Genomic DNA, 23,985 nt, shown 5'->3' with positions numbered 1-23,985 from the left:
GCCATAATCAAAGAACCGAGGGGGTTAGCGTGAATATCATCCTTCTGGGTCCGCCGGGAGCGGGCAAGGGTACCCAGGCGCAGCGTCTGGTGGAGCGTCATGGCATGCGCCAGCTTTCCACCGGGGACATGCTGCGGGCGGCGGTCAAGGCAGGAACGCCCACTGGGCTCGAGGCGAAAGCCGTCATGGAGCGGGGCGAGTTGGTTTCGGATGCCCTCGTTTCGGCGCTGATTGGTGACGAACTCGATGCGATGGGTGAGCAGACCGGAGCGATTTTCGACGGCTATCCGCGTACTGCGGCACAGGCTGAAACGCTTGACGGCATCTTGAATGCGCGGGGGCGCAAGCTTGATCATGTGATTGAGCTGAGCGTCGACGAGGAGGCGCTGGTCGAGCGTATCACGGGGCGCTTTACCTGTGCTTCGTGTGGTAAAGGCTATCACGACACGTTCGAGCAGCCCAAGGTGCCGGGCACATGCGACAAGTGCGGTGGTACCGAGTTCAAGCGTCGTCCGGATGACAACGCTGAAACCGTGCGCACACGCCTTGCCGAGTACCGGGCGAAGACGGCGCCGATCCTGCCGATTTATGAGGCCAGAGGTATCGTCTCCAAGGTTGACGGCATGTCTCCGATGGACGAGGTGACCGCAGCGATCGAGACGATCCTGAAGGCCTAAAAGGAATGAAAGGAGCCGGAGCAGTTGCCCGGCTCTTTTTTTGGTCCTTTAGTCGGGAAGCTTGGGGCGGGTGTGGGGTGCGAACGAACGTGACTGGTGCGGTTCATTGTGGAACGCCTATCGGGTTGCAGCAGGGCTGGGCCCCTATCCGATTAATTCATATCACATCGCTGCTGTCGAATGAATCCTGGGCCCGAAGCGGACGGGCCGTAACAGGGGAAGGGTAGTGAAGCGCAGACCAATCAAGAGCCTTGGTGGCTTGCTTTTAGCCGTTGCCGTCGTGGCGGCCGTGCCGCAGGTGGCAAACGCCAAGGTGGCTACGGTAACGGACGGCGGATTCGTGGTTCGGCATTTGGTTACGGTGCCGGCCGATGTCGAAACGACTTGGGACACCCTGCTCAAACCTTCGGGGTGGTGGGATTCGGCCCATACTTGGTCGGGCGATGCGGCAAACCTCTCGATCGATCCGAAGGCGGGCGGCTGCTTTTGCGAAATTCTTCCGAATCCTGATTCGCCGCGTGCGGCGCCTCGCGGTAGCGTTGAGCACATGCGCGTCGTTTATATCGAGCGCGCACGCGTGTTGCGCCTGAGCGGTGCGCTCGGTCCACTTCAGTCGGATGCGGTAACCGGCACCATGACTATACAGCTCAAGCCTGCGGCAGGCGGTAAGGGCACGATGGTCTTGCTCGAATATGTCGTGGGTGGTTACATGCGCCGATCAACGCAGGCGATGGCACCGGCGGTCGATCAGATGCTCGGTGGGCAGATGGAGGGGCTGGTAAAGGCGCTGGGCGGTGCCTTTGCCATCGCATTCCCATCGCCTGACGTCATGACGCCTCCGGCGGATGGTGCGGGCGCGGTGCCGGATGCCGCAACTACGCCTGATTTGGGCACCGCGCCCGCCGGTCCCGAGCCGACGATCGGGATCGAGCCGCTTGCGGCCGAACCACCCAAAGGCGAGGCGGTTGGCCGATGATGCGTGATGCGCAAGGCTCACTAGGGGAGAGGCGCTTTGACGTATCGCTCTTTGCGCAGTATAGTCAGGCTATCGGGATCATGCCTCGCGCCAGGGATTGCGTTGAGGCAGCATTTGTCTTCGCTTGCATTGACAGCGATTGCGAATCGTCTTAAGCGCCCCCTTCACTCGACAGAATCGCTGCGTCCGGATGGCCTGGCTTTGATAAAGTCGCCTACCGGCCGTTTCGCGTTTGTGGATCGGGTTTGTTTCAGCGTTGAGATGGAGGAGCGGGTTTCCCGCATCTCTGTGGAGCAGGAGATTTAAGTGGCTCGTATTGCCGGGGTAAATATCCCCACCAACAAGCGCGTTATCATTGCGCTGACCTACATTCACGGCATTGGTCGCACCAAGGCCGTCGAAATCGCCGACAAGCTGGGTATCGATCACACCCGTCGCGTTCAGGACCTTTCGGACGCCGAAGTGCTCCAGATCCGTGAAACGATCGATGCCGATCACCTGGTCGAAGGTGACCTTCGTCGCGAAACCGCGATGAACATCAAGCGCCTGATGGACCTCGCTTGCTACCGTGGCCTGCGTCACCGCAAGGGCCTTCCGGTTCGTGGCCAGCGCACGCATACCAATGCGCGCACCCGTAAGGGTAAGGCCAAGCCGATCGCCGGCAAGAAGAAGTAAGCCAGAGACCCTTCACGGTTTTCGGTTTCACGCAGCGATTTATCGACAGGATATACGGACATGGCACGCGAACCCCAGCGCATTAAGCGGCGCGAGCGCAAGAACATCACGAGCGGCATTGCTCACGTCAACGCCAGCTTCAATAACACCATGGTGACCATCACCGACGCACAAGGCAATGCCATCAGCTGGTCGTCGGCTGGTATGATGGGCTTCAAGGGCAGCCGCAAGTCGACTCCCTACGCTGCCCAGGTTGCCGCGGATGACGCCGGCAAGAAGGCCGCCGAGCACGGCGTGCGTACCCTCGAAGTCGAAGTCAAGGGCCCGGGTTCGGGCCGCGAGAGCGCTCTCCGCGCTCTTCAGGCTGTCGGCTTCACGATCACGTCGATTCGCGACGTGACCCCGATCCCGCACAACGGCGTTCGTCCGTCGAAGCGTCGTCGCGTCTGATCGAACCTTTTGCGGGCGACGAACCGGTCGTCGCCCGTTTTCAGGAGCGTCCATGGGCCTTTCCAACGGGCCTTTGGGCGCTAACCGCCATCGTAATCCCAGGGGAAGTCCATGACTGTCAACATCAAGAACTGGCAGGAACTCAAGAAGCCGAACAGCCTTGAGATCAAGCCGGGACCCGACCCCAAGCTGAAGGCGACCTTTGTCGCCGAACCTCTCGAGCGCGGTTTTGGTCTTACGCTCGGAAACGCGCTGCGGCGCGTTCTTCTGTCTTCGCTTCAGGGCGCGGCGATCACCTCGATCAAGATCGAGAACGTGCTGCACGAGTTCTCCTCGCTTGCCGGCGTGCGTGAAGACGTCACCGACATCGTTCTGAACGTCAAGCAGATCGCGCTCAAGATGCAGGGTGAAGGTCCCAAGCGCCTGCAGCTGTCGGCAACCGGTCCGGCGCAGGTCAAGGCTGGCGACATCGCGGTTTCGGGTGACATCGAGGTCATGAACAAGGACCTCGTGATTTGCACGCTCGACGAGGGTGCGGTGCTGAACATGGAACTGACCGCAGACACCGGCAAGGGTTATGTGCCCGCCGTTGGCAACCGTCCGGTTGATGCTCCGATTGGTCTGATTCCGGTCGATTCGCTCTACTCTCCGGTTCGCCAGGTGAGCTACAAGGTTGAGAACGCCCGCGTCGGCCAGGAACTCGACTACGACAAGCTGAGCCTGACCGTCGAGACCGACGGCACCGTGGCTCCCGAGGATGCCGTCGCCTACTCGGCGCGTATTCTGCAGGACCAGCTGGCGTTGTTTGTCCACTTCGAAGACATTGCTCCGGTCGGCCAGTCGCCGATGGTGGGCATGGCTGCGGGGGCGCAGAGCCAGGAAGAGAGCGACACCAACCAGCTCAACCGTTACCTTCTCAAGAAGGTGGACGAGCTCGAGCTGTCGGTCCGTTCAGCCAACTGCCTCAAGAACGACAACATCATCTACATCGGCGATCTGGTTCAGAAGACCGAAGCCGAGATGCTGCGCACGCCGAACTTCGGCCGCAAGTCGCTCAACGAGATCAAGGAAGTGCTTTCGTCGATGGGTCTGCGTCTCGGTATGGACATCCCAGGCTGGCCGCCCGAGAACATCGAGGAAATGGCCAAGAAGCTCGAGCAGGAACTGCTAGGCTGATAGGGTGGTCCCTTTCGACAGAATTTAAGAAAGGCCCCGCAGTCACCTGCGGGGCCTTTTCGTTACGGGCGCAGCAGGAGAACGTCCGTGGCGGATATCGACGATTTGCCAGCCAAGCGGAAACGCCCCGCGGCCAGGAAAATGCGTCTGAATTTCCCTATTAAGTCGAGCCATTTCCAACTCGAACCTTGCTTGGGGTGGCGAGTCTAGGCGATGGCTTCCCTCACCATGGCGGCCAATTCGTGCCCGTGGGGATCGCGGAAGTGGAAACGACGTCCGCCTGGAAAGGCGAAGATCGGCATCGTTACAGCGCCTCCGGCTGCGCGGATACGGCCCAGAGTCTGCTCCAGATCATCGACCTCGATCACCGGAAGAAGTTGCGCGGTCCACTGCGTGCAATCTCCGTTCAGCCCTAAGTCGACATCGCCGCTCATCGTTGCGGCGTAGTCGTTCCCGAAGTCGCTGAAGGCCCAGCCGAAAGCCTCGGTGTAGAACTGCCTTTGCCCGGCGACGTCGCGCACGGGTAATTCGACGTAACTGTAAGCGTCCGGCCTCGGTCGCGTTGCTGCCTGCGAGCGTGGCGGTGATGGACCTCCGGTAAGGAGTCTCTTTCTGGACTCCATAAGGAGGCCAAGTGACAGATCGGGTGGAGATCATCGCGCGCACGGAGCGGCGCAGCAAGTATTCGGATGCGGAGAAGGCCGCGATCCTGGCTGAGGCGGATCAGGAGGGCGTTTCGGTTCGCGATGTCGCCAGGCGCCACGAGATTGCCGAGAGCCTGATCTACAACTGGCGTTCGGCCCGCCGGCAGGCAACCGTGATCGCCAGCGAGCCGCTGGAGTTCATTCCCTACGGTTCGATCGTCACGACCGAACCCGCGCCCGCGGCGCCGGGGCGAGCTCCTCAGTGTCTTGTACGCCGATGCCGGAAGACCTAGTGCGTCCGCATCCCGGCGCGAGGCCTGGCGCGATAGACATCGATCTGCCCAGCGGGGTGCGCCTATCCACGGACAGCTACGTCAATGAGAAGGCGCTGGCCCGCGTTCTTCGTGCGCTTCGGGGTGTATCGTGATTTCGCCGGCGCCCGGAATGAAGGTCTATCTGGCGAGCAAGGCGGTCAGCATGCGGCTCGCTTTCGATGGGCTGGCCGCACTCGTTCGGCCGCTGTTCGCAGTCGAGCCATTCGGCGGGCATGTTTTCCTGTTCCGCAGCAAGAACGGTAATTACCTCAAGGCGCTGCACTGGAATGGCAGCGGCCTTTGTCTTTTTGCCACGCGCTTGGAGCGCGGTCGTTTCGTTTGGCCGCCGCTCATCGAGGGCGGCGTTGTACTCACCCCGGCGCAGTTTGCTCTACTGATCGAAGCGATGGACTGGAGGCTTAAGGTAGGTGTGGTAACTCCACCTTACCGATGAGCTCGGTGGCCACCGAGTTCGAAATCGCATGGGGTGGGGCATGCCCCACCCCATGAGACAACCTCAATCTACACCGGAAATTACACCACGAGCGCGGACGCTAACCGCGCTGCAGCTGGCATCGTGACAAGCCAATATCGCCCACCCTTATCCTTGAGGAACAAATTCTTGGTCGCATCACCGGGGATGTCGGTCTTAATCCGTGCGCTGTCCGCGACGGTGGCAACCGCAGGATGTTCGAACAGGGTGTAGGCAACGCGTGTGGCGTCGATGTCGGCGAGCAGGCGTGTTTCGCGCGACGATCGGGTTGGGGAGGTCATGCCTGGCCCGGACTAGTCAAACTGGAGCAGGACCAGCGGCAGGCGTACTTGCGCGATAAGGCCGCCCCCGTTGCGCCTTTGCAGCGTTATACGCGCGCCGAAGGTTTCGGCCTGCGCGCGCGCGATGCTAAGGCCAATACCGGTCCCTCCGGCTTGCCGGGAGAGGCGGCTGAAGGGTTGGAAGGCAATGGCGATTTCCTCGTCGCTCATCGCCGGGCCTCGGTCCATCACGGCGACGACGAGTTCCTTGCCATCGCGGTAGGAGGCAAGTTCAGCGGCGCCTGCGTACTTGATCGCGTTGTCGGTGAGGTTGCCCAGGCACCGGGCCAGCGCGCCGGGTTTGACCCGAGCCTGAACACCCGCGCCCTTGGTGAAGCGTACGTCCCGGCCAAGGTCGATCGAGTCTTCTGCGAGGCTGGAGAGGATCGAATCGATGTCGACCACCGACCAGGGCTCGCGCGTTTCGCTGCTGCTAGCGAGGTCCAGCCCTTCGCGGACCATGCGCAAGGTTGCCGAGAGGTCGTCGATCAGCCGTTCGCGAAGTTCCTCCGGCTCCACCTGTTCAAGGCGCAGGCGAAGGCGGGTGAGCGGGGTCTGGAGGTCATGGGTGATCGACGCAAGGATTTGCGTGCGTTCGCGCAGCGCCTCGCGCACGCGCTGCTGCATGATGTTGAACGTGGCGAGGGTCGCCTTGACCTCGCTTGGTCCCGTGACGGGGATCGGCTCGACGTCGGCGATCAGCGAGAACGTGCGCGCGGCGCTTTCCATGCGGCGCAAGGGTGCGGTTGCGATGCGGGCCGCGATGATGCCTAGCAGCGCGCCAGCGAGTATGATCAATTCGATGTAGGGCGGGCCGAACAGCACGCCCATCGGGCGTTCGGGCAGAAGGTCGACCGCGAAGAGGTGGACTGCGCCCTTGGTATCGGTAAGCTGGACGTACCAGCAATCGGGAAACATCGAGTGTGAGATACCTGCGGCGGTATCGCGCTTGAACACGTCGAAGAAGCATTCGCTGGCAGGCATGCGACGAATGAGGACGGGCGTATCCGCCCCGAGCCGGGCTTTGACGTAACCTGCGAGCGCGGGATCGGGATCGTGCATGGTCCAGCCTGGCGATGTCAGATGGGCGCCCAGGATCATGCCCTGACGGAACTGGCGTTCGAGCATCTGCGGGTCGTTGCGGATGCGCCCGGCGATGTCGGCCACGCTCTTCGCTGCCTGTTCCTTCTGGATTTCGTGGAATTCGTGCTGGCGCACAGTATCCATCGCGAGCAGCGCGATGAGCGCGGATACGGCCATGCCCAGCGCTAGCAACACAGCGAGCTGCCCAGCCAGAGTCCCAGCGACTGCCGAAAGTTTCGCGAGGGCGTAAGCAAGAGGTCGGGGCCAGCGCGGGCTCATTCGAAGGCCACGGGGCCGGGCAGGATGTAGCCTTCGTTGCGCACCGTCAGGATCAGGTCCTCGCCGCCCGGTTCGCTCGCGAGCTTCTGGCGCAGGCGGCTGACGCGGATGTCGATGGTACGGTCGTAGGCGACCGTAGCGCTGCGTTCTGGCGCGAGTTCTTCGCGTGAGAGGACCTGGTTGGTGGCATCGATGAACTGGGAAAGCAGGCGGTATTCGGCCGAGGAGAGCATCACCAGGCGTTCATTGGAAGCAACCAGGCGGCGGTGGTTGAGGTCGAGCCGCCAAGGGCCAAAGCGTACGAAACGGGCGGTGCGCGGAATGCCGCCGTCGATTACCCGCGAACGGCGCAGCAGATTGCGCACGCGGGCAAGTAGTTCGCGCGGTTCGAACGGCTTGGCGAGGTAATCGTCAGCACCAAGCTCGAGGCCAAGCACGCGGTCGAGTGCAGAATTGCGCGCGGTGACTATCATGATCGCCCCCTGGTAGTTTTCCGCTCGCAAGGCTTTGCAGACTTCGACGCCATCGCCATCAGGCAGGTTGAGGTCGAGAATGAGCAGGTCGGCGTCGATCTCCTCAAGCGCGGTGCGCAAGTCCGCGACGCTGCCGACTGCCGTGATTTCGAGCCGCTCGCGGTTCAGCTGGGCGGTAATCAACTCGCGGATGTCCGCGTCGTCCTCAACGACGATGACCTGCCGCCAGGAGGGGTCGGAACTGTTGCTCATGAAAGTCGGCATAAGTAAGCTCTGTCAGCAAGTCTGCCCATTGTTACACGATGAAACATTCTGCAACCGGGGGCAACTTGACGATACCCGACGTCTCTTGCCCGTAAGCCTCCAAGAGCGCATTGAGCACCCCAAATCCCCCCACACCCTCCCAAGCGTACAGGAGTTCTCTGAGGTGCGTTCCACCTTTAATCATCTTGCGGCCGCCTCGGTCCTGTGTCTCGCCACGGTTTCACTGAGCGCCTGCGGTCAGCAGGGACAGCAGCATCAGGCGCGTACGGTCGAGGTCGGCGTCGTCACGCTCAAGACCGAACCGGTCACGCTTTCCTCGCAGCTGACTGGTCGTGTTGCGGCCACCACCGTTGCCGAAGTCCGGCCACAGGTTGCCGGCATCATCAAGGCGCGGTTGTTCGAAGAGGGCTCCTACGTCCACGAAGGCCAGGCGCTCTACCAGATCGACCCGCGGCTCTACAGCGCGGACCTCGACACCGCGCGTGCGCAACTCGAAAGCGCCAGGGCCGATCTGGCCAGCGCGCAGGCCAAGGCACGGCGCTATGCAGCGCTGGGCGATTCGGATGCGGTCAGCGCGCAGGACAAGGACGACATCAAGGCCACCGCGCGCGCCGCGCAGGCCGCGGTCCACCAGTACGAGGCCTCGGTCCGCACGGCCAGCGTCAACCTGGGGTTCACCAAGGTCTACGCGCCGATCAGCGGGCGGATCGGCCGTTCGCTCTACACCAAGGGTGCGCTCGTTTCCGCCAGCCAGGACACGGCGATGGCGACAATCCAGCAGCTCGATCCGGTCTACGTAGACATTACCCAGTCCTCGTCCGACTTGCTGCGCCTGCGCAAGGCGCTGGCCAAGGGCGACCTGCTAGCCACCAGCGCGAACGTCTCGCTCGAGCTGGAAGACGGCACCGAATACCCGGTCGAGGGCCGGGTCGAGTTCAGCGAAGTGAGTGTCGATCCCGACGCTGGCACGGTGACCATCCGTGCGCGCTTTCCCAATCCGGACAACATCCTGCTGCCCGGTATGTTCGTGCGCGTGAAGACGCCGCAGGGGACCGTGCCCAACGGGCTGTTGGTGCCGCAGCAGGCGGTCAGCCGTGATTCGGGCGGCAAGGCCACGGTGATGGTCGTGAGCAGCGAAAACAAGGTCGTGCAGCGCTCGGTCACTGCCGCGCAGGCCATCGGCAACAAGTGGCTGGTCACTTCCGGCCTCAAGGCTGGCGAGAAGGTCATCGTCGAGGGCACCGATAAGGTGCAGGCAGGCGCCAGCGTCAAGCCGGTCGAAACCAAGCTGGACAACTGATCCCATGAATATCAGCCGATTTTTCGTAGATAGGCCGATCTTTGCCTATGTGCTGGCGATCGTGGTCATGATGGCTGGCGGTGCCGCCATCATGAGCCTGCCGATCGCGCAGTACCCCGACGTTGCGCCTCCAAGTGTTTCGATCTCCGCAACCTATACCGGCGCATCGGCGGCCACGCTCGAATCGAGCGTGACGCAGGTCATCGAGCAGCAGCTCACCGGCATCGACAACATGCTTTACTTCTCCTCGACCTCGGACAGCTCGGGCAAGTCGACGGTGACCGTGACCTTCGCGAAGGGCACCGATCCCGACGTTGCACAGGTCCAGGTGCAGAACAAGGTCCAGCAGGCCAATTCGCGCCTGCCGACATCGGTGCAGCAGCAGGGGCTTACCGTCACCAAGTCGAACTCGGACATGCTCATGATCGTGGGCGTTTACGATTCGACCGACAAGGCGAGTTCGTCGGACGTGTCGGACTACCTAGTCAGCAACATGCAGGACCAGATCGCGCGCGTCAGCGGCGTGGGCGATATCCGCGTGTTCGGTGCCGAGCACGCCATGCGTATCTGGCTCGATCCGGCCAAACTCGACGCGGTCCAACTGATGCCCTCGGATGTCGAGGATGCGATCAGCGCGCAGAACGTCGACCTGTCGGCGGGCCAGATCGGCGCTCTCCCGGCGGTCAAGGGCCAGCAGCTCAATGCGGTGGTCAAGGCCAAGTCGCGTCTGCAGACGGTCGACCAGTTCCGCAATATCGTGGTCAAGACCAACACCGACGGTTCGGTGGTCCACCTCTCCGATGTCGCCGATGTCGAGATGGGACAGTCGGACTATACCTCGATCGCCAAGTACAATGGCCATCCGGCCTCGGGCATGGGAATCGAGCTGGCCTCGGGCGCGGACGCGCTGGCGACCTCGGAAGCGGTCAAGGCGCGCGTCGCCGAGCTCGCCTCGACCCTGCCTACGGGTTACAAAGTTACGTACCCGAAGGATTCGAGCATCTTCGTGCGCCTCTCGGTCCACGAAGTGGCCGAAACGCTGTTCATCGCGATCATCCTTGTGATCCTGGTGATGTACGTCTTCCTGCAAAGCTGGCGTGCGACGATCGTGCCCGCGCTCGCGGTGCCGGTGGTGCTCCTGGGTACGTTCGGCATGCTCGCGGTGTTCGGATACTCGATCAACACCTTGACCTTGTTCGGCATGGTGCTGGCGATCGGCCTGCTCGTCGACGACGCGATCGTCGTCGTCGAGAACGTCGAGCGCCTGATGGAAGAGGAGAACCTGTCCCCGCGCGATGCGACCATCAAATCGATGGGCGAAATCGGTTCGGCGCTGATCGGTATCGCGGTGGTGCTCTCGGCGGTGCTTTTGCCGATGGCCTTCTTCGGCGGGTCGACGGGCGTGATCTACCGTCAGTTCTCGGTGACCATTGTCTCGGCGATGGTGCTGTCGGTGCTGACCGCGCTGGTGCTTTCGCCAGCGCTCTGCGCCACGATCCTGCGGGCTTCCGACAAGATCGATGCCAACCGTCCGGTCCCGTCCGGTGACGAGCCCGAATACCGCGGCTTCGCGGGACGGGTCCGCTACTACATGACACGCTTCTTCATCGCCTTCGACCGCACGTTCGTACGCCTGTCGGAAGCGTATCTGCGCCGCACCAACAACGTGATCGCGCGCCGGGGCCTGCATATGGGCGTGTTCGCGGTGATCTGCGTCGCGGTGGGCGTGCTCTTTGTCCGTTTGCCCACGGGCTTCCTGCCGGTGGAGGACCAGGGCGAGCTGATGGTCATGTACCAGCTTCCGGCGGGTGCCACCAACGAGCGTACAGAGAAGGTGCGCAGTTCGATCATCGACTACATGACGAACAAGGAAAAGGAGACTATCTCGGGACTTTTCACCGTCGCTGGCTTCAGCTTCAACGGTTCTGGGCAGAACGCGGGGATGGGCTTCGTTGCCATGAAGCCCTTCGACGAGCGGACCAAGACCGAGCAATCGGCGACCGCGCTCGCCATGCGCACGACGATCGCGATGTCGAAGGAGCGCGACGCGCAGGTCTTTGCAATGGTTCCGCCGGCGGTGCAGGGGCTGGGCCAGTCGAACGGCTTCACGTTCGAGCTGCTCAACAATTCGGGGATGAGCGATACGGCGTTCAAGGCGCTGCGCGACAAGATCATCGCGGCGGCCAGCCGGGACCCGTCGATGTCGCAGGTGCGCGCGGCGACGTTGCCCGACACGCCGCAGCTCCAGATCACCTTCGACGATGCCAAGCTGGCTGTCCTGGGGCTGACCGAAAGCGATGCCACCGACGTGCTGAGCACGGCCTGGGGCGGTACTTATGTCAACGACTTCGTCGACAATGGCCGCGTCAAGAAGGTTTACCTGCAGGGCGATGCGCCCAGCCGTATGCTGCCCTCGGACCTCGATCGCTGGTTCGTGCGTTCGAGCAGCGCAACAAATGATGATGGTACCTCCAAGATGGTTCCGTTCTCCTCGTTTACGACGATGAACTGGGTCAAGGGGGCGAACAGCATCTCGCGCTTCAACGGATACCCCTCGTACGAAATCCAGGGCCAGCCGGCCTCGGGTTACAGTTCGGGCGACGTGATGAAGAAGATGATCGCGCTGCAGGAGAAGCTGGCACCGGGCACGACCTACGCGTGGAGCGGCATGTCGTACCAGGAAAACCAGTCGAACGGGCAGCAGGGGCCGCTCTATATCCTCTCGATCATCGTGGTGTTCCTCAGTCTTGCCGCGCTTTATGAAAGCTGGTCAGTGCCGCTCGCGGTCATGCTGGTGATCCCGCTCGGTATCCTGGGCGCGGTGCTGGCGGTCAGCGTGCGGGGTCTGGAAAACAACATCTACTTCCAGGTCGGCCTGCTCACCACCGTGGGTCTTGCCGCGAAGAACGCCATCCTGATCGTCGAGTTCGCCGAAATGGCGCACCGGGAAGGCAAGGACATGGTCCATGCCGCGATGGAGGCCGCCAAGGTCCGTCTGCGTCCGATCCTGATGACCTCGATCGCCTTCATCGCCGGCGTGTTCCCGCTGGCGGTCGCGACGGGGGCCGGCGCCAACAGCCGTATCGCCATTGGCACCGCGGTGCTGGGTGGCATGATTTCGGCGACGTTCCTCGCGATTTTCTATGTGCCGATGTTCTTCGTCGTGGTGGCCAAGCTGTTCCACCGCGGCGATGACGATGTCCCGCAGCCGGCCGCCGGGCCGGGCGCGGACGTGGCCAGCACACCGTCTTCCAAGGACAACGACTGATGCCTCGAACCAAACTCCTGACAGCCCTTTGCCTCGCCGGTGCCTTCGCACCGGCCCTGGCAGGGTGCGACATGGCGCCCAAGTACGTGGCCCCGGCCAATCCCGCCCCCCCACAGTGGCCCCAGGGTGCGGCCTATCCCGCGGCCTCCGAGGGTGACGCTGGTCTGCCCTGGCGCACGGTCTTTGCGGACGAGCGTCTGCAGAAGGTCATCGCGATGGCGCTTGCCAACAACCAGGATCTCGCCGCCACGCTCGCCAACGTTGCCTCGGCGCGGGCGCAGTACCATGTGGAGCGGTCCTATCAGCTGCCTACGATTGCGGGCGGTGCGGATGCGAGTGTGACCGAGGCCGGGCTCTCGCAGTTTGCGCAATCGCAGAGCTACAGCGCGGACGTCGGCGCCTCGAGCTTTGAACTCGACCTGTTCGGCCGGGTGAAGAACCAGTCCAGACAGTACCTCGAGACCTACCTCTCGACCCAGTCGGGCTATCGCTCGGCGCGTCTGACGCTGGTGGCGAACGTTGCCACCGCTTATGTCACTCTGGCATCGGACCGCGACCTGCTCGCGCTGGCGAAAAAAACCGAGGCGAGCGCCACCCACACGCTTACGTTGCAGCAGACGCTCTACAAGAACGGGCTGACCGACGGCGCGACCGTGGCCTCGGCCGAGACGGTCGTCGAGCAGGCGCGATCGGACGTGGCCTCACAGACCACGCTTGTCGCCCAGGATCGCAACGCGCTCGAACTGCTCACCGGTGGCCCGATCGAGGATGCGCTGCTGCCCGCCTCGTTGCTCGAACTCGAACCGCATATCACCACGGTTCCGGCCGGACTGTCCTCGACCGTGCTGCTCCAGCGCCCCGACGTGGTCGAAGCCGAGCACGAATTGAAGAGCACATATGCCCAGATCGGCGCGGCGCGCGCGGCGTTCTTCCCGACCATCTCGCTGACCGGAACGCTCGGCTTTGCGAGCACCGCGCTGTCGAGCCTGTTCACCGGTGGAGCGTTCACCGCGACCGGATCGGGCAGCGCCAGCCTGCCGATCCTGGGCGGGGAGACCAAGGGCAATCTTGAATACGCCAAGGCGCAGCGCGACTACTATCTCGCCAACTACCGCTCGACGGTGCAGTCCGCGTTCAAGGACGTGGCCGATGGGCTGGCGCGACGCGGCACGATTGCCGATCAGCGCCGCGCACAGGACCGCCTCGTCGATGCGGCGCAACGTTCGTATCGGCTGTCCGACCAGCAGTACCGCGCCGGGATCGGGACCTACCTTGATGCACTGACCGCGCAGCGTGAACTCTATGCCGACCAGCAGACGCGCATCGCGACCGTACTGGCCGATCTTACCAATCGGGTGACGCTCTACAGCGCGATCGGTGCGGACGCTTCGCTGGGTGAGGACGATACCAGCGTGAAGTGAGCGCCGTTCCGGCACGAACCATGCGGGGCCCGCACTCCGGACGAGTGCGGGCCCGCTTTGTATGCAATGCGGGTTCGGTTCAGAACCGCGTGCGCAGACCCAGCGTCCAGCGGCGCGGGGAACCGGGACCATAGGCACGCGGGTTGTCGGCGCCGGGGGCTTCGGCAAGCGCGACTTCGTCGACCTCGGAGAAGGTGCCGAAGGTTGCGTATTTGGCATCGAATGCGTTGCGCACCGTGGCGAAGAGCGTGAAGTGCGGGGTGAACTCCACGCTGGCACGCAGATTGACGAGCGCGTAGCCGGGGAGGGGGGCGGTGAGATTGGCCTCGTCTCCCACCAGCCTCTGGCCCGAACGGGCGATCAGGTCGCCGCCCAGTGACAGCGTCCGTCCGGCCAGAGGCCAGCTGTAATCCGCGCTCAGCGTGAGGCTGTGGCGGGGGATGCCGGGCAGGCGATCGCCCGGTTCGACCGCGATCACGCCCTCGTCGTCGGCTGCGGGGTTGGCCGGGCTCGAAAGCGTCAGCGCGTGGCGGTAGGTCGCGTCGGTAAAGGCGTAGCCCGCGCTCAGATCCAGCCCGCCATGGCTTGCCCGCAGCGTCAGTTCGACACCCTGCCGGCGGGTCTGGCCGATGTTGCGAAAATACGCCCGCCCGCGGATCTCGGAGGCGACGTATTGAATGTCGTCGGTGTTGGTGGTCCGCCAGGCGCTTGCCAGCCATTGCAGGGTCCATGGCCCCGCCGCGATCCGGCCCGACCCGCCCAACTCCCAGTTGCGCGCGACGACCTGACGCAGCGGCGGATCGGCGACGAAGAAGTTGGTCAGACTGCACGGGGCATCGGCATCGGCGCAGGACAGCTCGGCGGGTGTCGGCACGCGGTTGGTCTGGGCGTAGCCTACGCGCAACGTCAGCGCCCGCGACACCCGCCAGTCAAGCTCAAGGCCGGGATTGAGCCGCTCGAAACGGTGATCGCCGTTGAGCGCGGTGCCGATGCGGTCGGTCATGCGGATACGGGCGTGGTTGTAGCGCACTCCGATCTCGGCGTTCAGCCAGGCGGTGAGGGGGAAGACCTCGGTCGCGAACAGGCCCCAGTAGCGGGTCTGCGCGGTCAGCCCAACCGGGACGATGGCGCCGTCTTCCTGCACGATCGACACGCCCAGTCTTTCGACGCTGCGATCGGGCGTGAGTGCGCCGAGCTCGGTCGAACTGTCGAAGTGGCTGCGCGAGCTGTCGTAGCTGAAGCCGATCGCGAGGCGGTTGGTCCCCTCACCGAGCGGCCGGGTGTCGAGCACTTGAGCCAGCACGCCCGAGGATCGGGTGTGGACCCGTCCGTGGTTGAGCACGCCGTAGCCATCCTCGCCGGCGAGCGTGGGGATGGCTTGGCCCTGTGCATCGGTCAGCCGTTCGGCACTTTCGTCGCCTCCATCCTCCTGGTCGTCATCGCCCACGCTTTCGAGGCACAGCAGGTGTGCATCGTCGGCGCAGGCGGCGATGTCGGCCACGTCGCCGTTGAGCGTCTCGACCTGGAGCCGCTGGCGGTAGAGCGTGGCCTCGATCCGGGTACGCGCGCCGAGCGCGGCCCAGGGGTGCAGACTGATCCGCCCGTACTGGCTGCGCGAATTATCGGGCCAGCTGAGCACCGAGCGGCGCCGTGCGGCAAGCAGTTCGACCGGCGAAACGCCGTTGCCGGTAAGGTCCGTGTCGGCGCCGATCAGCTTGACGTGGAGCCCGGCGTGGGGGCCGTCGTAGCCCAGATCCACGTAGCCGTTGACGAGTTCGGATGGGCTGTGATCGCGCCAGCCGCTTTCGCGGCGCGATTGGAACGCGCCGAAGTAGCTGAGGTCGCCCCACTGCCCTCCGCCCGAGATTGCGACCGTGCGCTCGCCATAGCTTCCCGCAGCCAGGCTCGCGTCCATGCCCGGATCGCTGCGTCCAGTCGCCGTTTCGATCACCATGGTGCCGCCCAGCGCGTTGAGCCCGAAGGCGGGGCTAGGGTCGACCAGGGCGACCGAACGGATCGCCGCGTCGGGGATCAGGTCGAAGCCGACGGTATCTCCGAAGGGCTGGTTAAAGCGCGCCCCGTCGAGATAGACCGCGATGCCCTGCGCCTGACCCTGGAGCGGGGAGGCGACGAAGCCACGGTAGACGAGGTTGGGCTGCCAGGGGTTGCCCTGGGCGTCCTGCAGGCTGATCCCGGCCGTGGTGCGGGTGAGGGCGGCCAGCAGATCAGGGGCGCCGGTGCGGGTGAGACCCTCCCGGTCGAGTGCGAGCGCATCGTCAAAATCGAAACCGCCGCCGGGTGCGATGACGATGATCGTCGTGCGTGAGGCGTTCTGCGCGAGGCTTTCGGGTGCGGTGGGGGCGCTCGCGTCTGACGTCTGGGCGCATGCCGGAAATGCGGCGAGCGCGCAGGCGGCTCCGGCAATGATGGCGTGGCGGCGCATCGGTGTCTCTCCCTCGTCCGGTTCTTTCTTTTGTCCGAGGTAGGAAGCTGTGCGCAAGAAGCGCAATTGTACTTATGAGTTAGGGGCGGCGAACACGCACTCCCCACAAAGACGAAGACCCTCCCATTTCCGTGCAGGGGAAAGGGAGGGTCTTGCGGTCCGGCCGGGGCGGGGGGCGCTCCGGCCGGACTTGGGAGAGGGGTACTTAGAAGTCGACGGTCGTCGAAATCGCGACCTGACGGCCCAGCGAATCGTACCGGGCGCCCAGCGTGTTGTTGCGCGAAAGCGCGTAGCTGTACGAGTTCGGGATGACCGGCGGGTCCTTGTCGAACAGGTTGTTGACCGAGAAGCGCAGGCCGAAGCTCTTCGCGACGCGGAAACCCACGGCAAGGTCGAAGTAGTTGTACGAGGGGATGTGGTAGTAGGTGCTGCGCTCGTTACCTTCGCTCCAGCCCAGGCTGGTCTTGCCCGAGTTGGTGACGTTGGTGAGCGGGCCGATGAAGCGCCAGTTGAGCGAGACCGTGACCTGATCGTCCGGACCAGTCCAGGTGGTGCGGAACTGGTGCATCCACTTGGGGATCAGCTGGCCGCACGAGCCGCCGTAGTAGCCCACGCAGTTGTACTTCGCGAGGATCGGCGAATCCTGGCCACCGGCAAGGGTGGTCAGCGAGCCGGCGAAGTCGAAGTCGAGACGTCCCGCCTTGGCACCCAGGTCGACCCGGTACTGCGCCTGGATGTCCCAGCCGTGCGATTTGGACTTGTAGTAGTTCGTCGTGCCCTGGCGGATGTAGCCGGTCGAGGGGTTCGACGAGGCATCGCTGTAAAGCGTGCCGTCGGCGTTGCGAACGAAGGCCGAGCAGAAGAAGTCGCTGCCGGTCGCGATACAGCCGTTGGTGAAGTAGGTGTAGTCGTTGTAGCCGATGGCGTTGTCGAGATCGATGAAGAACCGGTCGACCGACAGGCTCAGACCCGGCAGGAAGCTGGGGGTCAGGACCATGCCGAGGGTCTTGGTATAGGCCGTTTCGGGATCGACGGTGTAGCCGCCGCTCTTGTAGGTGCAGCCGGTTTCATCGGGGCACAGCAGCGTGGTGCTGCCATACAGGCTCGCATCGAGGCCGGTCGCTTCGCAGGCTTCCAGCGAGGCCGCCGGTTCACCGTAGGAGGTGACGGGGTTGCCGCTCGCGTCGTAGGTGGTGGTCACCGTCGGAGCGCAAGGATCGTTGAACGAGGTATCGATGTTGCCGTAGCTGGTGGCTTCGGCCTGATACTGCTCGACCACCGTCGGTGCGCGCTGGGCGCGGTTGAACGAGGCGCGCAGCGTGATGTCGCTGATCGGCGACCAGATCGCCTCGGTCTTGAAGGTGCTGAACAGCGAGGGGTTGCTGGTGTACTTCGACAGGCGGTACGCGCCGTTGAACTGCAGCGTGCGCGCCCAGGGCTTGTCCTCGACGATCGGAACCTGCAGCTCGACCATGCCTTCCCAGGCGGCCTGGCTGTAGTGTGCCTCGGCGTCGCCGCCGTTGTACTCGATCCAGTTGGCGTCCTTGGTTACGTCGAGGTGATCCTCGCGATACTCGACGTTGAAGGCGAGGCCAACGCCCGTGCTCGCCCAGGGCGACTGGATGCCGTACGAGCCCAGGTCCGCCTGAACGGTGCCGCTCAGATCGTAGAGGTTGGAGAGGTTCGTGTAGTGACCGTACTGACCATCAAGCAGCCAGTCGAAGGCGGCCTGGTTGGTCGAAGTGGTCGTGTTGCCGAAAATGTCGATCGGGATACAGCCGCTGTCCGAACCATCGGGGCAACCGTTGATCGCCTGGTTGATGCGATCGTAGTTCGGGTAGGCCCACATGTATTCGTTGCGGTTGCGTGCCCACACGCCGCCGACGTCGTAAGTCCAGGTGTGGCCCAGGTCGCCGCGCACGCCCGAGGACAGGCGGATGCCCGAGTTCAGGTACTTATCGTCCTGATCCGCGACGTCCGAGAAGCGGTAGCGCACTTCCGACGACACGCTCTGGCTGGTGCCTGCGGCCGAACCGCACAGCGCGGTCGCCTGCTGCGAGGACAGGTACGAGTTGTCGCAGTTGATCGTGTAGGGCGTCGAACCGTAGGCGGTGTACGAGTAGATGCGCGCCGGGTAAGGGTTGCTCGACTTGTCGCGGAACCACATGCCGTTGAAATAGACCGTCGCCGCGGGCGAGATCTCGAACGTCATGAAGCCGCCCGCGTTCAGGCGCTGGTTCGCGCGCTGCAGCGAGTAGCCGTCGTAGGGGTTGGCGGCGTAGTCGCTCGAGTAGGGCGTGAAGCTGCCGGGGTTGGACGGGTCGTTGGCGTAGACGGTGCCCGCGTTGTCGCCGGTGGTCGGCGAGAAGTAGCCCTGCTCGTTGTAGGTCGAGGTGGTGCAGCCCAGATCGCCGTCACCGGTCTGCGTCAGCTGGCAGGCCGAGGTCGAACGGTCCGAATAGCGCACCAGCGAGGCCTTGCGGTAGTCGATGTAGCCCTGCACGTGCATGCGCCCGTCGAGCAGCTTGGTGCCGCCGATCAGCGAGATGTCCGAACGGCCACCGTCGGCCGAGAGACCGCTGGCGCTGTCGAAGCCATACGACTTGGCGGTCTTGGCCGCGGTACCGTTGCGGTTGTTGTGCAGGTAGAAGTTGTAGTTGGCGTTGAGCTGAAGGCCCTCGAAGTTGTTGTCCATCACGAAGTTGACAACACCGGCGATGGCATCCGAACCATAGACGGCCGAAGCGCCGCCGGTCAGCACGTCAACGCGCTTGACGAGCGCGGTCGGGATCATGCCGACGTCTTCACCGTTCATCGTGCCAAGGCGCTTGCCATCGACCAGGACGAGCGTGCGCTCGAAGCCCAGGTTGCGCAGCTTGATGCGCTGACGGCCGTCGGAATCCTGGTAGCCCTGCTGGCTGTCGGGAGCGACCTGGGGCAGGCGGTTGAGGACTTCCTCGATGTTGACCGCAGCCTGCGCCTTGATTGCTTCGTTGGTCACCGACAGGACGGGAGCCGCAGCCGCCGCATTGGGGCGCGAAATGAGACTGCCGGTGACGATGATCGCGTCGGTGCTCGACGAGCCGTCGTCGGAATCCGAGCTCTGCGCGGCGCTCTTGCTGGTGATGCTGTCATCTTCGGCGTGTGCGGCGACCGGCAGAACGACAAGACCTGCAAGGCAAGTGGTGTGCAGTAACTTTTGAAAAATTGGTCTCATGACTTTCCCCTGGTAAGTAGTGTCGAACGCACGGGGTCTCCCAACCGCCCGCACGCGGATGCGTCTTCCGGCCGGGAACGGGTCCCGGCCGATCGGCCCGGCACAGCTTGCGGCTGCACCCTTCGCATTGGATGTGGAAGCGGGCCCCCCGGCGCGCTCCCGGAACGTTAGCCCTTGGCGGGGCCGGACAGACTCTTGGCAGGCACCACGCGGGTCTTGCCCGCACGATCGGTGATCGCGACGGTGAAGCCGGGCACCAGCGAATAGGCACCGACCTCGCCGCGCGTGTTGATCGCGACGAAGCCGACCTGGGTGTTGGCAACCGCCTCGCCGCGCAGCCGCGCGATGTGGGCGACCGCCTCGCGGCAGGCCGCTTCGGGATCAAGCCCCGCGCGCATCGAGGCAACGACGCGTGCGGTGCCCGCAATACGGGTGACTTCCTCGCCAAGGCCGGTGGCCGCGGCCGCGCCTACGCCGCCCTCGACGAAGAGACCGCAACCGGCCTGCGGCGAATCGCCGACGCGCCCGTGCAGCTTGTAGGCCATGCCCGAGGTCGTGCAGGCTCCTGCCAGTTCGCCCTTGGTGTTGCAGGCCAGGATGCCGATGGTGTCATGGTTGAGGCGACCGCCGCGGATGCGGTTCTCGATGTTGGCCTCGGGCTTGTACTGCGAGGTCTTGAGCCATTCGCGCCAGGCGGCTTCGGATTCGGGGGTGAGCAGGTTGGTTTCGTGGAAACCCTGTTCGCGCGCGAACTGTGCCGCGCCTTCGCCCACGATGAAGGTGTGCGGGGTCTTTTCCATGACCCGGCGGGCGACCGAGATGGCGTGGACGAAACCTTCCATCGCGGCTACGGCGCCACAATTGCCCGCGCCGTCCATGATGATGGCATCGAGCGTGACGTGCCCGTCACGATCGGGATTGCCGCCAAGGCCGACCGACTGGTTCTTGGCGTCGGCTTCGGGCACCTGGGCTCCGGCCTCGACCGCATCGATCAGGCTGCCACCGCCGCTGAAGCGGGCAAAGGCCGCCGCATTGGCCGCGGCGCCGAAATCCCAGGTGGAAACGATGAAGGCCGGCTCCTCAGCCGACGGAGCGGCCTGGGCCGCCTCGGACCCTGCAACAGCGGCCGCGAGCGTACCGCTCAGTGCCAATCCCATTATTTCGCGACGTGTGGTCATGTTTCAGCCCCCTGTCTGGCTGTGGCCAACGATATTGTGTGCCCGCTTTTGTACGGTGGTCTAGGTGTGTCCCAGATTCTTCCGGAATGCAACCAAACAGTACCAATTCATGCAAATTTTCTTCAAAGGTTATAAGTGGGTCTCTTCTCGGCTCGATTGATCGCCGGAAAGCGCCACTTCAGGTGCGTGATCCGATAATGCCAATCATCCGCTTCAGCCCCGGAATTCCGCCATATCTCGCCTTCGTTGCGCTGTGTTGCATGGCGGAAAATACCTTTGCGGGACAAGCTCCGGTGCGCCTTGCCGACCGGTCCCGAGCGGGGAGCGCGCGGCTGTGAACCGGAGCCGGGGAGGGCTCAGGGCGTGATTTTGCCCTGCAGGTGTAATCTTGATGTCACAGGGTCCGGCGCGGGCTCAGCGTCGAGAATCGAATCGCGCAGCCCCTCCACGTGTCGGCCTTCGCCGCCGGTGAGATCGAACACCACGATCTCGTTGCGTCCGGTCTTGAGAAAGGGGGCAGGCAGGTAGAGCGTGCGCTGCGGACCGACTTGCCAGAAGCGCCCGACATTGTGGCCGTTGACCCAGGCCACGCCTTTGCCGAGCGCGCCGGTGTCGAGGAAAGTGTCGCCCACCTTGGACAGCGTGAACTGCGCGCGGGAGAAGCAGGGACCGGTGCACGGCGGCTTGGCGGCAGGGCTCGCAGACTGGACCGGAGCGGCTGGCGGGACGCTCATGGGAAGCGCGAAATTCTCCCAATTCAGCAGCTTGACGCCATCAAGAAGCGGCGTGCCGATGATCCCGGCGCGTTCGTCGGGAAGCGCGGGGCCATAGTTCACCCGGCCGCTGTTCTCGACCAGGATCGAGAGCCGGGCGCCCGCGCGCAGCGGGGCTAGCGTCAGGCTGGTCTGTTGCAGTCGGCGATCGATCACGCCTTGGAGGACACCGTCGACATAGACCGCCGCGTAGTCGTGGACCACGGGCAGCGTCAGCGTGGCGGGCCGTTCGCTGCCTTTGGCAATCGTGGTGCGGTAGAGGATGTAACCAAACGACTGGCCGATATCCTCCATGGTGAGCGGTGCGCTCGAACGTACGGGTTTGGGCAGGTCCGACCACAGGCTGGCGCCCTCGCCCAGAGCCATGGGGGGCAGCGCGATGGTCGGGCTTTCGGGCGGTAACGCAGGCAGAGTTTCGCCGGTGACCGACTGGATCGCATCGCGNGCGCCCTCGCCCAGAGCCATGGGGGGCAGCGCGATGGTCGGGCTTTCGGGCGGTAACGCAGGCAGAGTTTCGCCGGTGACCGACTGGATCGCATCGCGGAACGCGAAGAACTTGGGGGTGGGGCGGCCCGCTTCCGACAGCGGCGAATCGTAGTCGTAACTGGTCACATCGGGCTGGTAGTTTACCTCCTTGCGATTGGTATGGTCCGCGTTCGCGCCCGCGCTGTTGGCACCGGCCATCCAGCCGAAACTGGTCCCGCCGGTGAACATATAAAGGTTCACCGAGGCCCCGCTGGCGAGCAGCGTGCGCAGTTCTTCGGCCATGGCCGTACCATCGCGGGTCTCGTGGCGCTCACCCCAGTGGTCGAACCAGCCGTCCCAGTATTCGCCGACGTAGACCGGTGCGCCGGGGCGGAATTTGGCAAGCGCCTCGACGGCGCCCTTGGCGCTGCCCGGCGCGAAGTTGAGCGCGACCGGAAGATCGGGGAGCGCGCCGCGTGCGAGCAGATCGGGACCATCGGCCGTGAACAGCAGGCGCGGGGCGAAACCGGCGCGCACGAAGGCGTCCTTCATCGCGCGCATGTAGGCGTGGTCTTCGCCATACGAGCCGTATTCGTTTTCGACCTGCACGCCGATGATCGGCCCGCCGCGCGTCGCCTGTAGCGGGGCGAGTTGCCTCGCCAGCGCGTCCAGATAGCGCTGCGTCGCTTTCATGAAGCCGGGGTAGAGCGTGCGAACCTGCATTTTCGGGTCCCGATTGAGCCAGGAGGGCAGGCCGCCCCAGTCCCATTCGGCGCAGGCATAAGGGCCAGGGCGCACGACCACCATCAGCCCTTCCTCGGCCGCTTCGCGCACGAATTCGGCGATGTCGTTCTGGCCCGAGAAATCGAAATGGCCCGGACGCGGTTCGTGGACGTTCCAGAACGCGTATGTCTCGATCGTGTTGAGCCCCATCGCGCGCGCCTTCTTCAGCCGGTCGCGCCAGAGCGCGCGGGGAATGCGCGGGTAGAACATCGAGCCCGAGATGACCTGCCGCCCGGCGACGGCGGCGGGGCCGCCCAGCGGATCGCTGCGCAGCGCATCCGGTGCTGGGACGACTGCAGGGGAGGCGCGGGTCGGGCTGGCCTGGGCGGTGGCCAGCGGCAGGGCCGCAAGGGCGATGAGGGCGGCGGTCATGGCGCTGCGCGCCGGGGTTGCAGGGGTCACGTCGGGCTTCCTGTCACTGATAATACCAATAAAAATCCAATCGGGCCGGTCCGGGCGGCGCTGTTGCGGGCGCGTTCAGGGCATGGCGGTGCGGCCGTCGGCGGCATCGGGGTCCTGCCAGCCGCCGCTGCACTGTTCGGGCGGCAGGGCCAGCAGCCAGCTCTCGGCAATCTGCACGCCGCGTCCGCTGCCGCCAAGGCCAGGCTCGCCGGTGAAGCGCACGCGCAGGCGGCCCGCGTGGATCAGTTGCGGCGCGATGGCCAGTTGCGCGTAGGCGGGGTTTGTCAGACGCGGGTGAAAGGGGCGCAGCACCGTGCCGTTGGCGCTCACCTGTACGGATCGGGCATAGCCTTCGCCCGCCCAGGTATAGCGCAGGCAATAGCTCGTGAACGGCGCCAGTCCGCGATAGGCCAGCTCGAGCGGGCGCTCGTAGAGGCTTTCGGCATAGGTCAGCTCGGCCATGCGCCAGCCGTCGCGCGGGAGGCGGTCGGCCACGCCGTCGATCGCGCCGCTGCGCCCCTGAACGTCGCGGTTGGTGCCGGGCGGGTTCACGAGATGCGGCTGAAGCCCTTCGCGCCCCAGATCGTCGTAAAGCGCGTGGTGTGCGCTGTCGGCGCGGTCGCCCAGCCGTTCCAGCGCGGCGATGCGCTGTGCCTCGTCGGGCCGCGTGAGCGCCTTCTCGATGGCACGGGTAAGCGCGGAACGATCGGAAAGCTCGGTCATCGCGCGGTCGAGATTGGCGCCGCGTTCCCAGTTTGAGGCGCCGTGGCGGGCAACGCTCAATTGCAGGCCTGCGCGGGCGAACAGGCGATCGCCGGTCTCGGTGAGCTGGCGGGACAGCGCGCGGGTCGGTGCGTCCTCGGGCTCGGCAAAGGCGGCGCGCACCGCCTCGGCCGTGCGCGCCGAGCCGC

General features: G+C 64.5%; 17 protein-coding genes and 2 pseudogenes. 10 read left to right on the top strand and 9 right to left on the bottom strand.

Annotation, left to right across the window (positions count from 1 at the left end):
• Positions 1-29: 29 nt before the first annotated feature.
• From MTR62_RS08325 to MTR62_RS08305, 5 genes are all read left to right on the top strand, one after another.
• A complete protein-coding gene (locus tag MTR62_RS08325) occupies positions 30-677 on the top strand; it encodes an adenylate kinase (RefSeq protein WP_244018877.1) in 648 nt (215 codons plus the stop codon).
• A 226-nt stretch (positions 678-903) separates the two neighbouring features.
• Positions 904-1,653, top strand: a complete 750-nt coding sequence (locus MTR62_RS08320) for an SRPBCC family protein (RefSeq protein ID WP_244018875.1) — start codon at positions 904-906, stop codon at positions 1,651-1,653.
• Positions 1,654-1,959: 306 nt separating this feature from the next.
• Positions 1,960-2,328 carry a 30S ribosomal protein S13 gene (gene rpsM, locus MTR62_RS08315; protein ID WP_007011847.1) on the top strand — a complete coding sequence of 123 codons (369 nt, stop codon included), beginning with the start codon at positions 1,960-1,962 and terminating at the stop codon, positions 2,326-2,328.
• 60 nt (positions 2,329-2,388) lie between these two features.
• Positions 2,389-2,778 carry a 30S ribosomal protein S11 gene (rpsK, locus tag MTR62_RS08310; RefSeq protein ID WP_007011846.1) on the top strand — a complete coding sequence of 130 codons (390 nt, stop codon included), beginning with the start codon at positions 2,389-2,391 and terminating at the stop codon, positions 2,776-2,778.
• A gap of 111 nt (positions 2,779-2,889) precedes the next feature.
• Positions 2,890-3,954: a DNA-directed RNA polymerase subunit alpha gene (locus MTR62_RS08305; protein WP_244018873.1), complete on the top strand. Its 1,065-nt coding sequence runs from the start codon at positions 2,890-2,892 to the stop codon at positions 3,952-3,954.
• 206 nt (positions 3,955-4,160) lie between these two features.
• Here MTR62_RS08305 and MTR62_RS08300 read toward each other — a convergent pair.
• A pseudogene (locus MTR62_RS08300) lies at positions 4,161-4,493 on the bottom strand (VOC family protein); the annotation flags it as partial.
• A gap of 95 nt (positions 4,494-4,588) precedes the next feature.
• Between MTR62_RS08300 and MTR62_RS08295 the strand changes: the two are divergent.
• A complete protein-coding gene (locus MTR62_RS08295) occupies positions 4,589-4,891 on the top strand; it encodes a transposase (protein WP_244018870.1) in 303 nt (100 codons plus the stop codon).
• A gap of 151 nt (positions 4,892-5,042) precedes the next feature.
• Positions 5,043-5,366 (top strand): IS66 family insertion sequence element accessory protein TnpB, encoded by a 324-nt coding sequence (gene tnpB / locus MTR62_RS08290; RefSeq protein WP_244018868.1) that lies wholly within the window; start codon positions 5,043-5,045, stop codon positions 5,364-5,366.
• An 80-nt stretch (positions 5,367-5,446) separates the two neighbouring features.
• Here the strand turns inward: tnpB and MTR62_RS08285 are convergent, their stop codons facing one another.
• From MTR62_RS08285 to MTR62_RS08275, 3 genes are all read right to left on the bottom strand, one after another.
• Positions 5,447-5,686, bottom strand: coding sequence for a YbaK/EbsC family protein (locus MTR62_RS08285; protein WP_244018866.1), 240 nt, complete (start codon positions 5,684-5,686; stop codon positions 5,447-5,449).
• A gap of 12 nt (positions 5,687-5,698) precedes the next feature.
• Complete coding sequence (locus tag MTR62_RS08280) at positions 5,699-6,985, bottom strand: ATP-binding protein (RefSeq protein ID WP_244018864.1); 1,287 nt, start codon at positions 6,983-6,985, stop codon at positions 5,699-5,701.
• Between the two features lie 98 nt (positions 6,986-7,083).
• Positions 7,084-7,812, bottom strand: coding sequence for a response regulator transcription factor (locus tag MTR62_RS08275; protein WP_244018862.1), 729 nt, complete (start codon positions 7,810-7,812; stop codon positions 7,084-7,086).
• Between the two features lie 175 nt (positions 7,813-7,987).
• On the opposite strand from MTR62_RS08275, the gene MTR62_RS08270 reads away from it, so the two are divergent.
• The 3 genes from MTR62_RS08270 to MTR62_RS08260 are packed head-to-tail and all read left to right on the top strand — an operon-like array spanning position 7,988 to position 13,813.
• A complete protein-coding gene (locus MTR62_RS08270) occupies positions 7,988-9,124 on the top strand; it encodes an efflux RND transporter periplasmic adaptor subunit (protein ID WP_244018860.1) in 1,137 nt (378 codons plus the stop codon).
• A 4-nt stretch (positions 9,125-9,128) separates the two neighbouring features.
• Positions 9,129-12,392 (top strand): efflux RND transporter permease subunit, encoded by a 3,264-nt coding sequence (locus MTR62_RS08265; RefSeq protein WP_268739734.1) that lies wholly within the window; start codon positions 9,129-9,131, stop codon positions 12,390-12,392.
• On the top strand, positions 12,392-13,813 hold the full coding sequence (locus MTR62_RS08260; protein ID WP_244018858.1) for an efflux transporter outer membrane subunit: 1,422 nt from the start codon (positions 12,392-12,394) through the stop codon (positions 13,811-13,813). The genes MTR62_RS08265 and MTR62_RS08260 overlap by 1 nt, the downstream gene beginning before the upstream one ends.
• Before the next feature lie 79 nt (positions 13,814-13,892).
• Here MTR62_RS08260 and MTR62_RS08255 read toward each other — a convergent pair whose 3' ends face one another.
• The 5 genes and pseudogenes from MTR62_RS08255 to MTR62_RS08235 all read right to left on the bottom strand — a co-directional run.
• Entirely contained in the window at positions 13,893-16,256 is a 2,364-nt protein-coding gene (locus MTR62_RS08255) for a TonB-dependent receptor (RefSeq protein WP_244018856.1), read from the bottom strand.
• 205 nt (positions 16,257-16,461) lie between these two features.
• Positions 16,462-19,473: a TonB-dependent receptor domain-containing protein gene (locus tag MTR62_RS08250; RefSeq protein WP_244018853.1), complete on the bottom strand. Its 3,012-nt coding sequence runs from the start codon at positions 19,471-19,473 to the stop codon at positions 16,462-16,464.
• Positions 19,474-19,640: 167 nt separating this feature from the next.
• A complete protein-coding gene (locus MTR62_RS08245) occupies positions 19,641-20,651 on the bottom strand; it encodes an isoaspartyl peptidase/L-asparaginase (protein ID WP_244018851.1) in 1,011 nt (336 codons plus the stop codon).
• 356 nt (positions 20,652-21,007) lie between these two features.
• Positions 21,008-23,044 carry a glycoside hydrolase family 35 protein gene (locus MTR62_RS08240; protein ID WP_268739735.1) on the bottom strand — a complete coding sequence of 679 codons (2,037 nt, stop codon included), beginning with the start codon at positions 23,042-23,044 and terminating at the stop codon, positions 21,008-21,010.
• 105 nt (positions 23,045-23,149) lie between these two features.
• Positions 23,150-23,985, bottom strand: a pseudogene (locus MTR62_RS08235) (hypothetical protein); the annotation flags it as partial.

It is taken from the genome of Novosphingobium organovorum, assembly GCF_022832435.1.
GTDB classification, from domain to species: domain Bacteria; phylum Pseudomonadota; class Alphaproteobacteria; order Sphingomonadales; family Sphingomonadaceae; genus Novosphingobium; species Novosphingobium organovorum.
This window is presented reverse-complemented; position numbering and strand designations above follow the sequence as displayed.

Excerpts from the sequence above, each read along its gene's own strand:
- MTR62_RS08265 (WP_268739734.1), top strand. The coding sequence starts at position 9,129 with ATGAATATCAGCCGATTTTTCGTAGATAGGCCGATCTTTGCCTATGTG.
- MTR62_RS08250 (WP_244018853.1), bottom strand. The coding sequence starts at position 19,473 with ATGAGACCAATTTTTCAAAAGTTACTGCACACCACTTGCCTTGCAGGT.
- MTR62_RS08275 (WP_244018862.1), bottom strand. The coding sequence starts at position 7,812 with ATGAGCAACAGTTCCGACCCCTCCTGGCGGCAGGTCATCGTCGTTGAG.
- MTR62_RS08260 (WP_244018858.1), top strand. The coding sequence starts at position 12,392 with ATGCCTCGAACCAAACTCCTGACAGCCCTTTGCCTCGCCGGTGCCTTC.
- MTR62_RS08285 (WP_244018866.1), bottom strand. The coding sequence starts at position 5,686 with ATGACCTCCCCAACCCGATCGTCGCGCGAAACACGCCTGCTCGCCGAC.
- MTR62_RS08305 (WP_244018873.1), top strand. The coding sequence starts at position 2,890 with ATGACTGTCAACATCAAGAACTGGCAGGAACTCAAGAAGCCGAACAGC.
- tnpB (WP_244018868.1), top strand. The coding sequence starts at position 5,043 with ATGAAGGTCTATCTGGCGAGCAAGGCGGTCAGCATGCGGCTCGCTTTC.
- MTR62_RS08245 (WP_244018851.1), bottom strand. The coding sequence starts at position 20,651 with ATGACCACACGTCGCGAAATAATGGGATTGGCACTGAGCGGTACGCTC.
- MTR62_RS08280 (WP_244018864.1), bottom strand. The coding sequence starts at position 6,985 with ATGGCCGTATCCGCGCTCATCGCGCTGCTCGCGATGGATACTGTGCGC.
- MTR62_RS08255 (WP_244018856.1), bottom strand. The coding sequence starts at position 16,256 with ATGCGCCGCCACGCCATCATTGCCGGAGCCGCCTGCGCGCTCGCCGCA.
- rpsK (WP_007011846.1), top strand. The coding sequence starts at position 2,389 with ATGGCACGCGAACCCCAGCGCATTAAGCGGCGCGAGCGCAAGAACATC.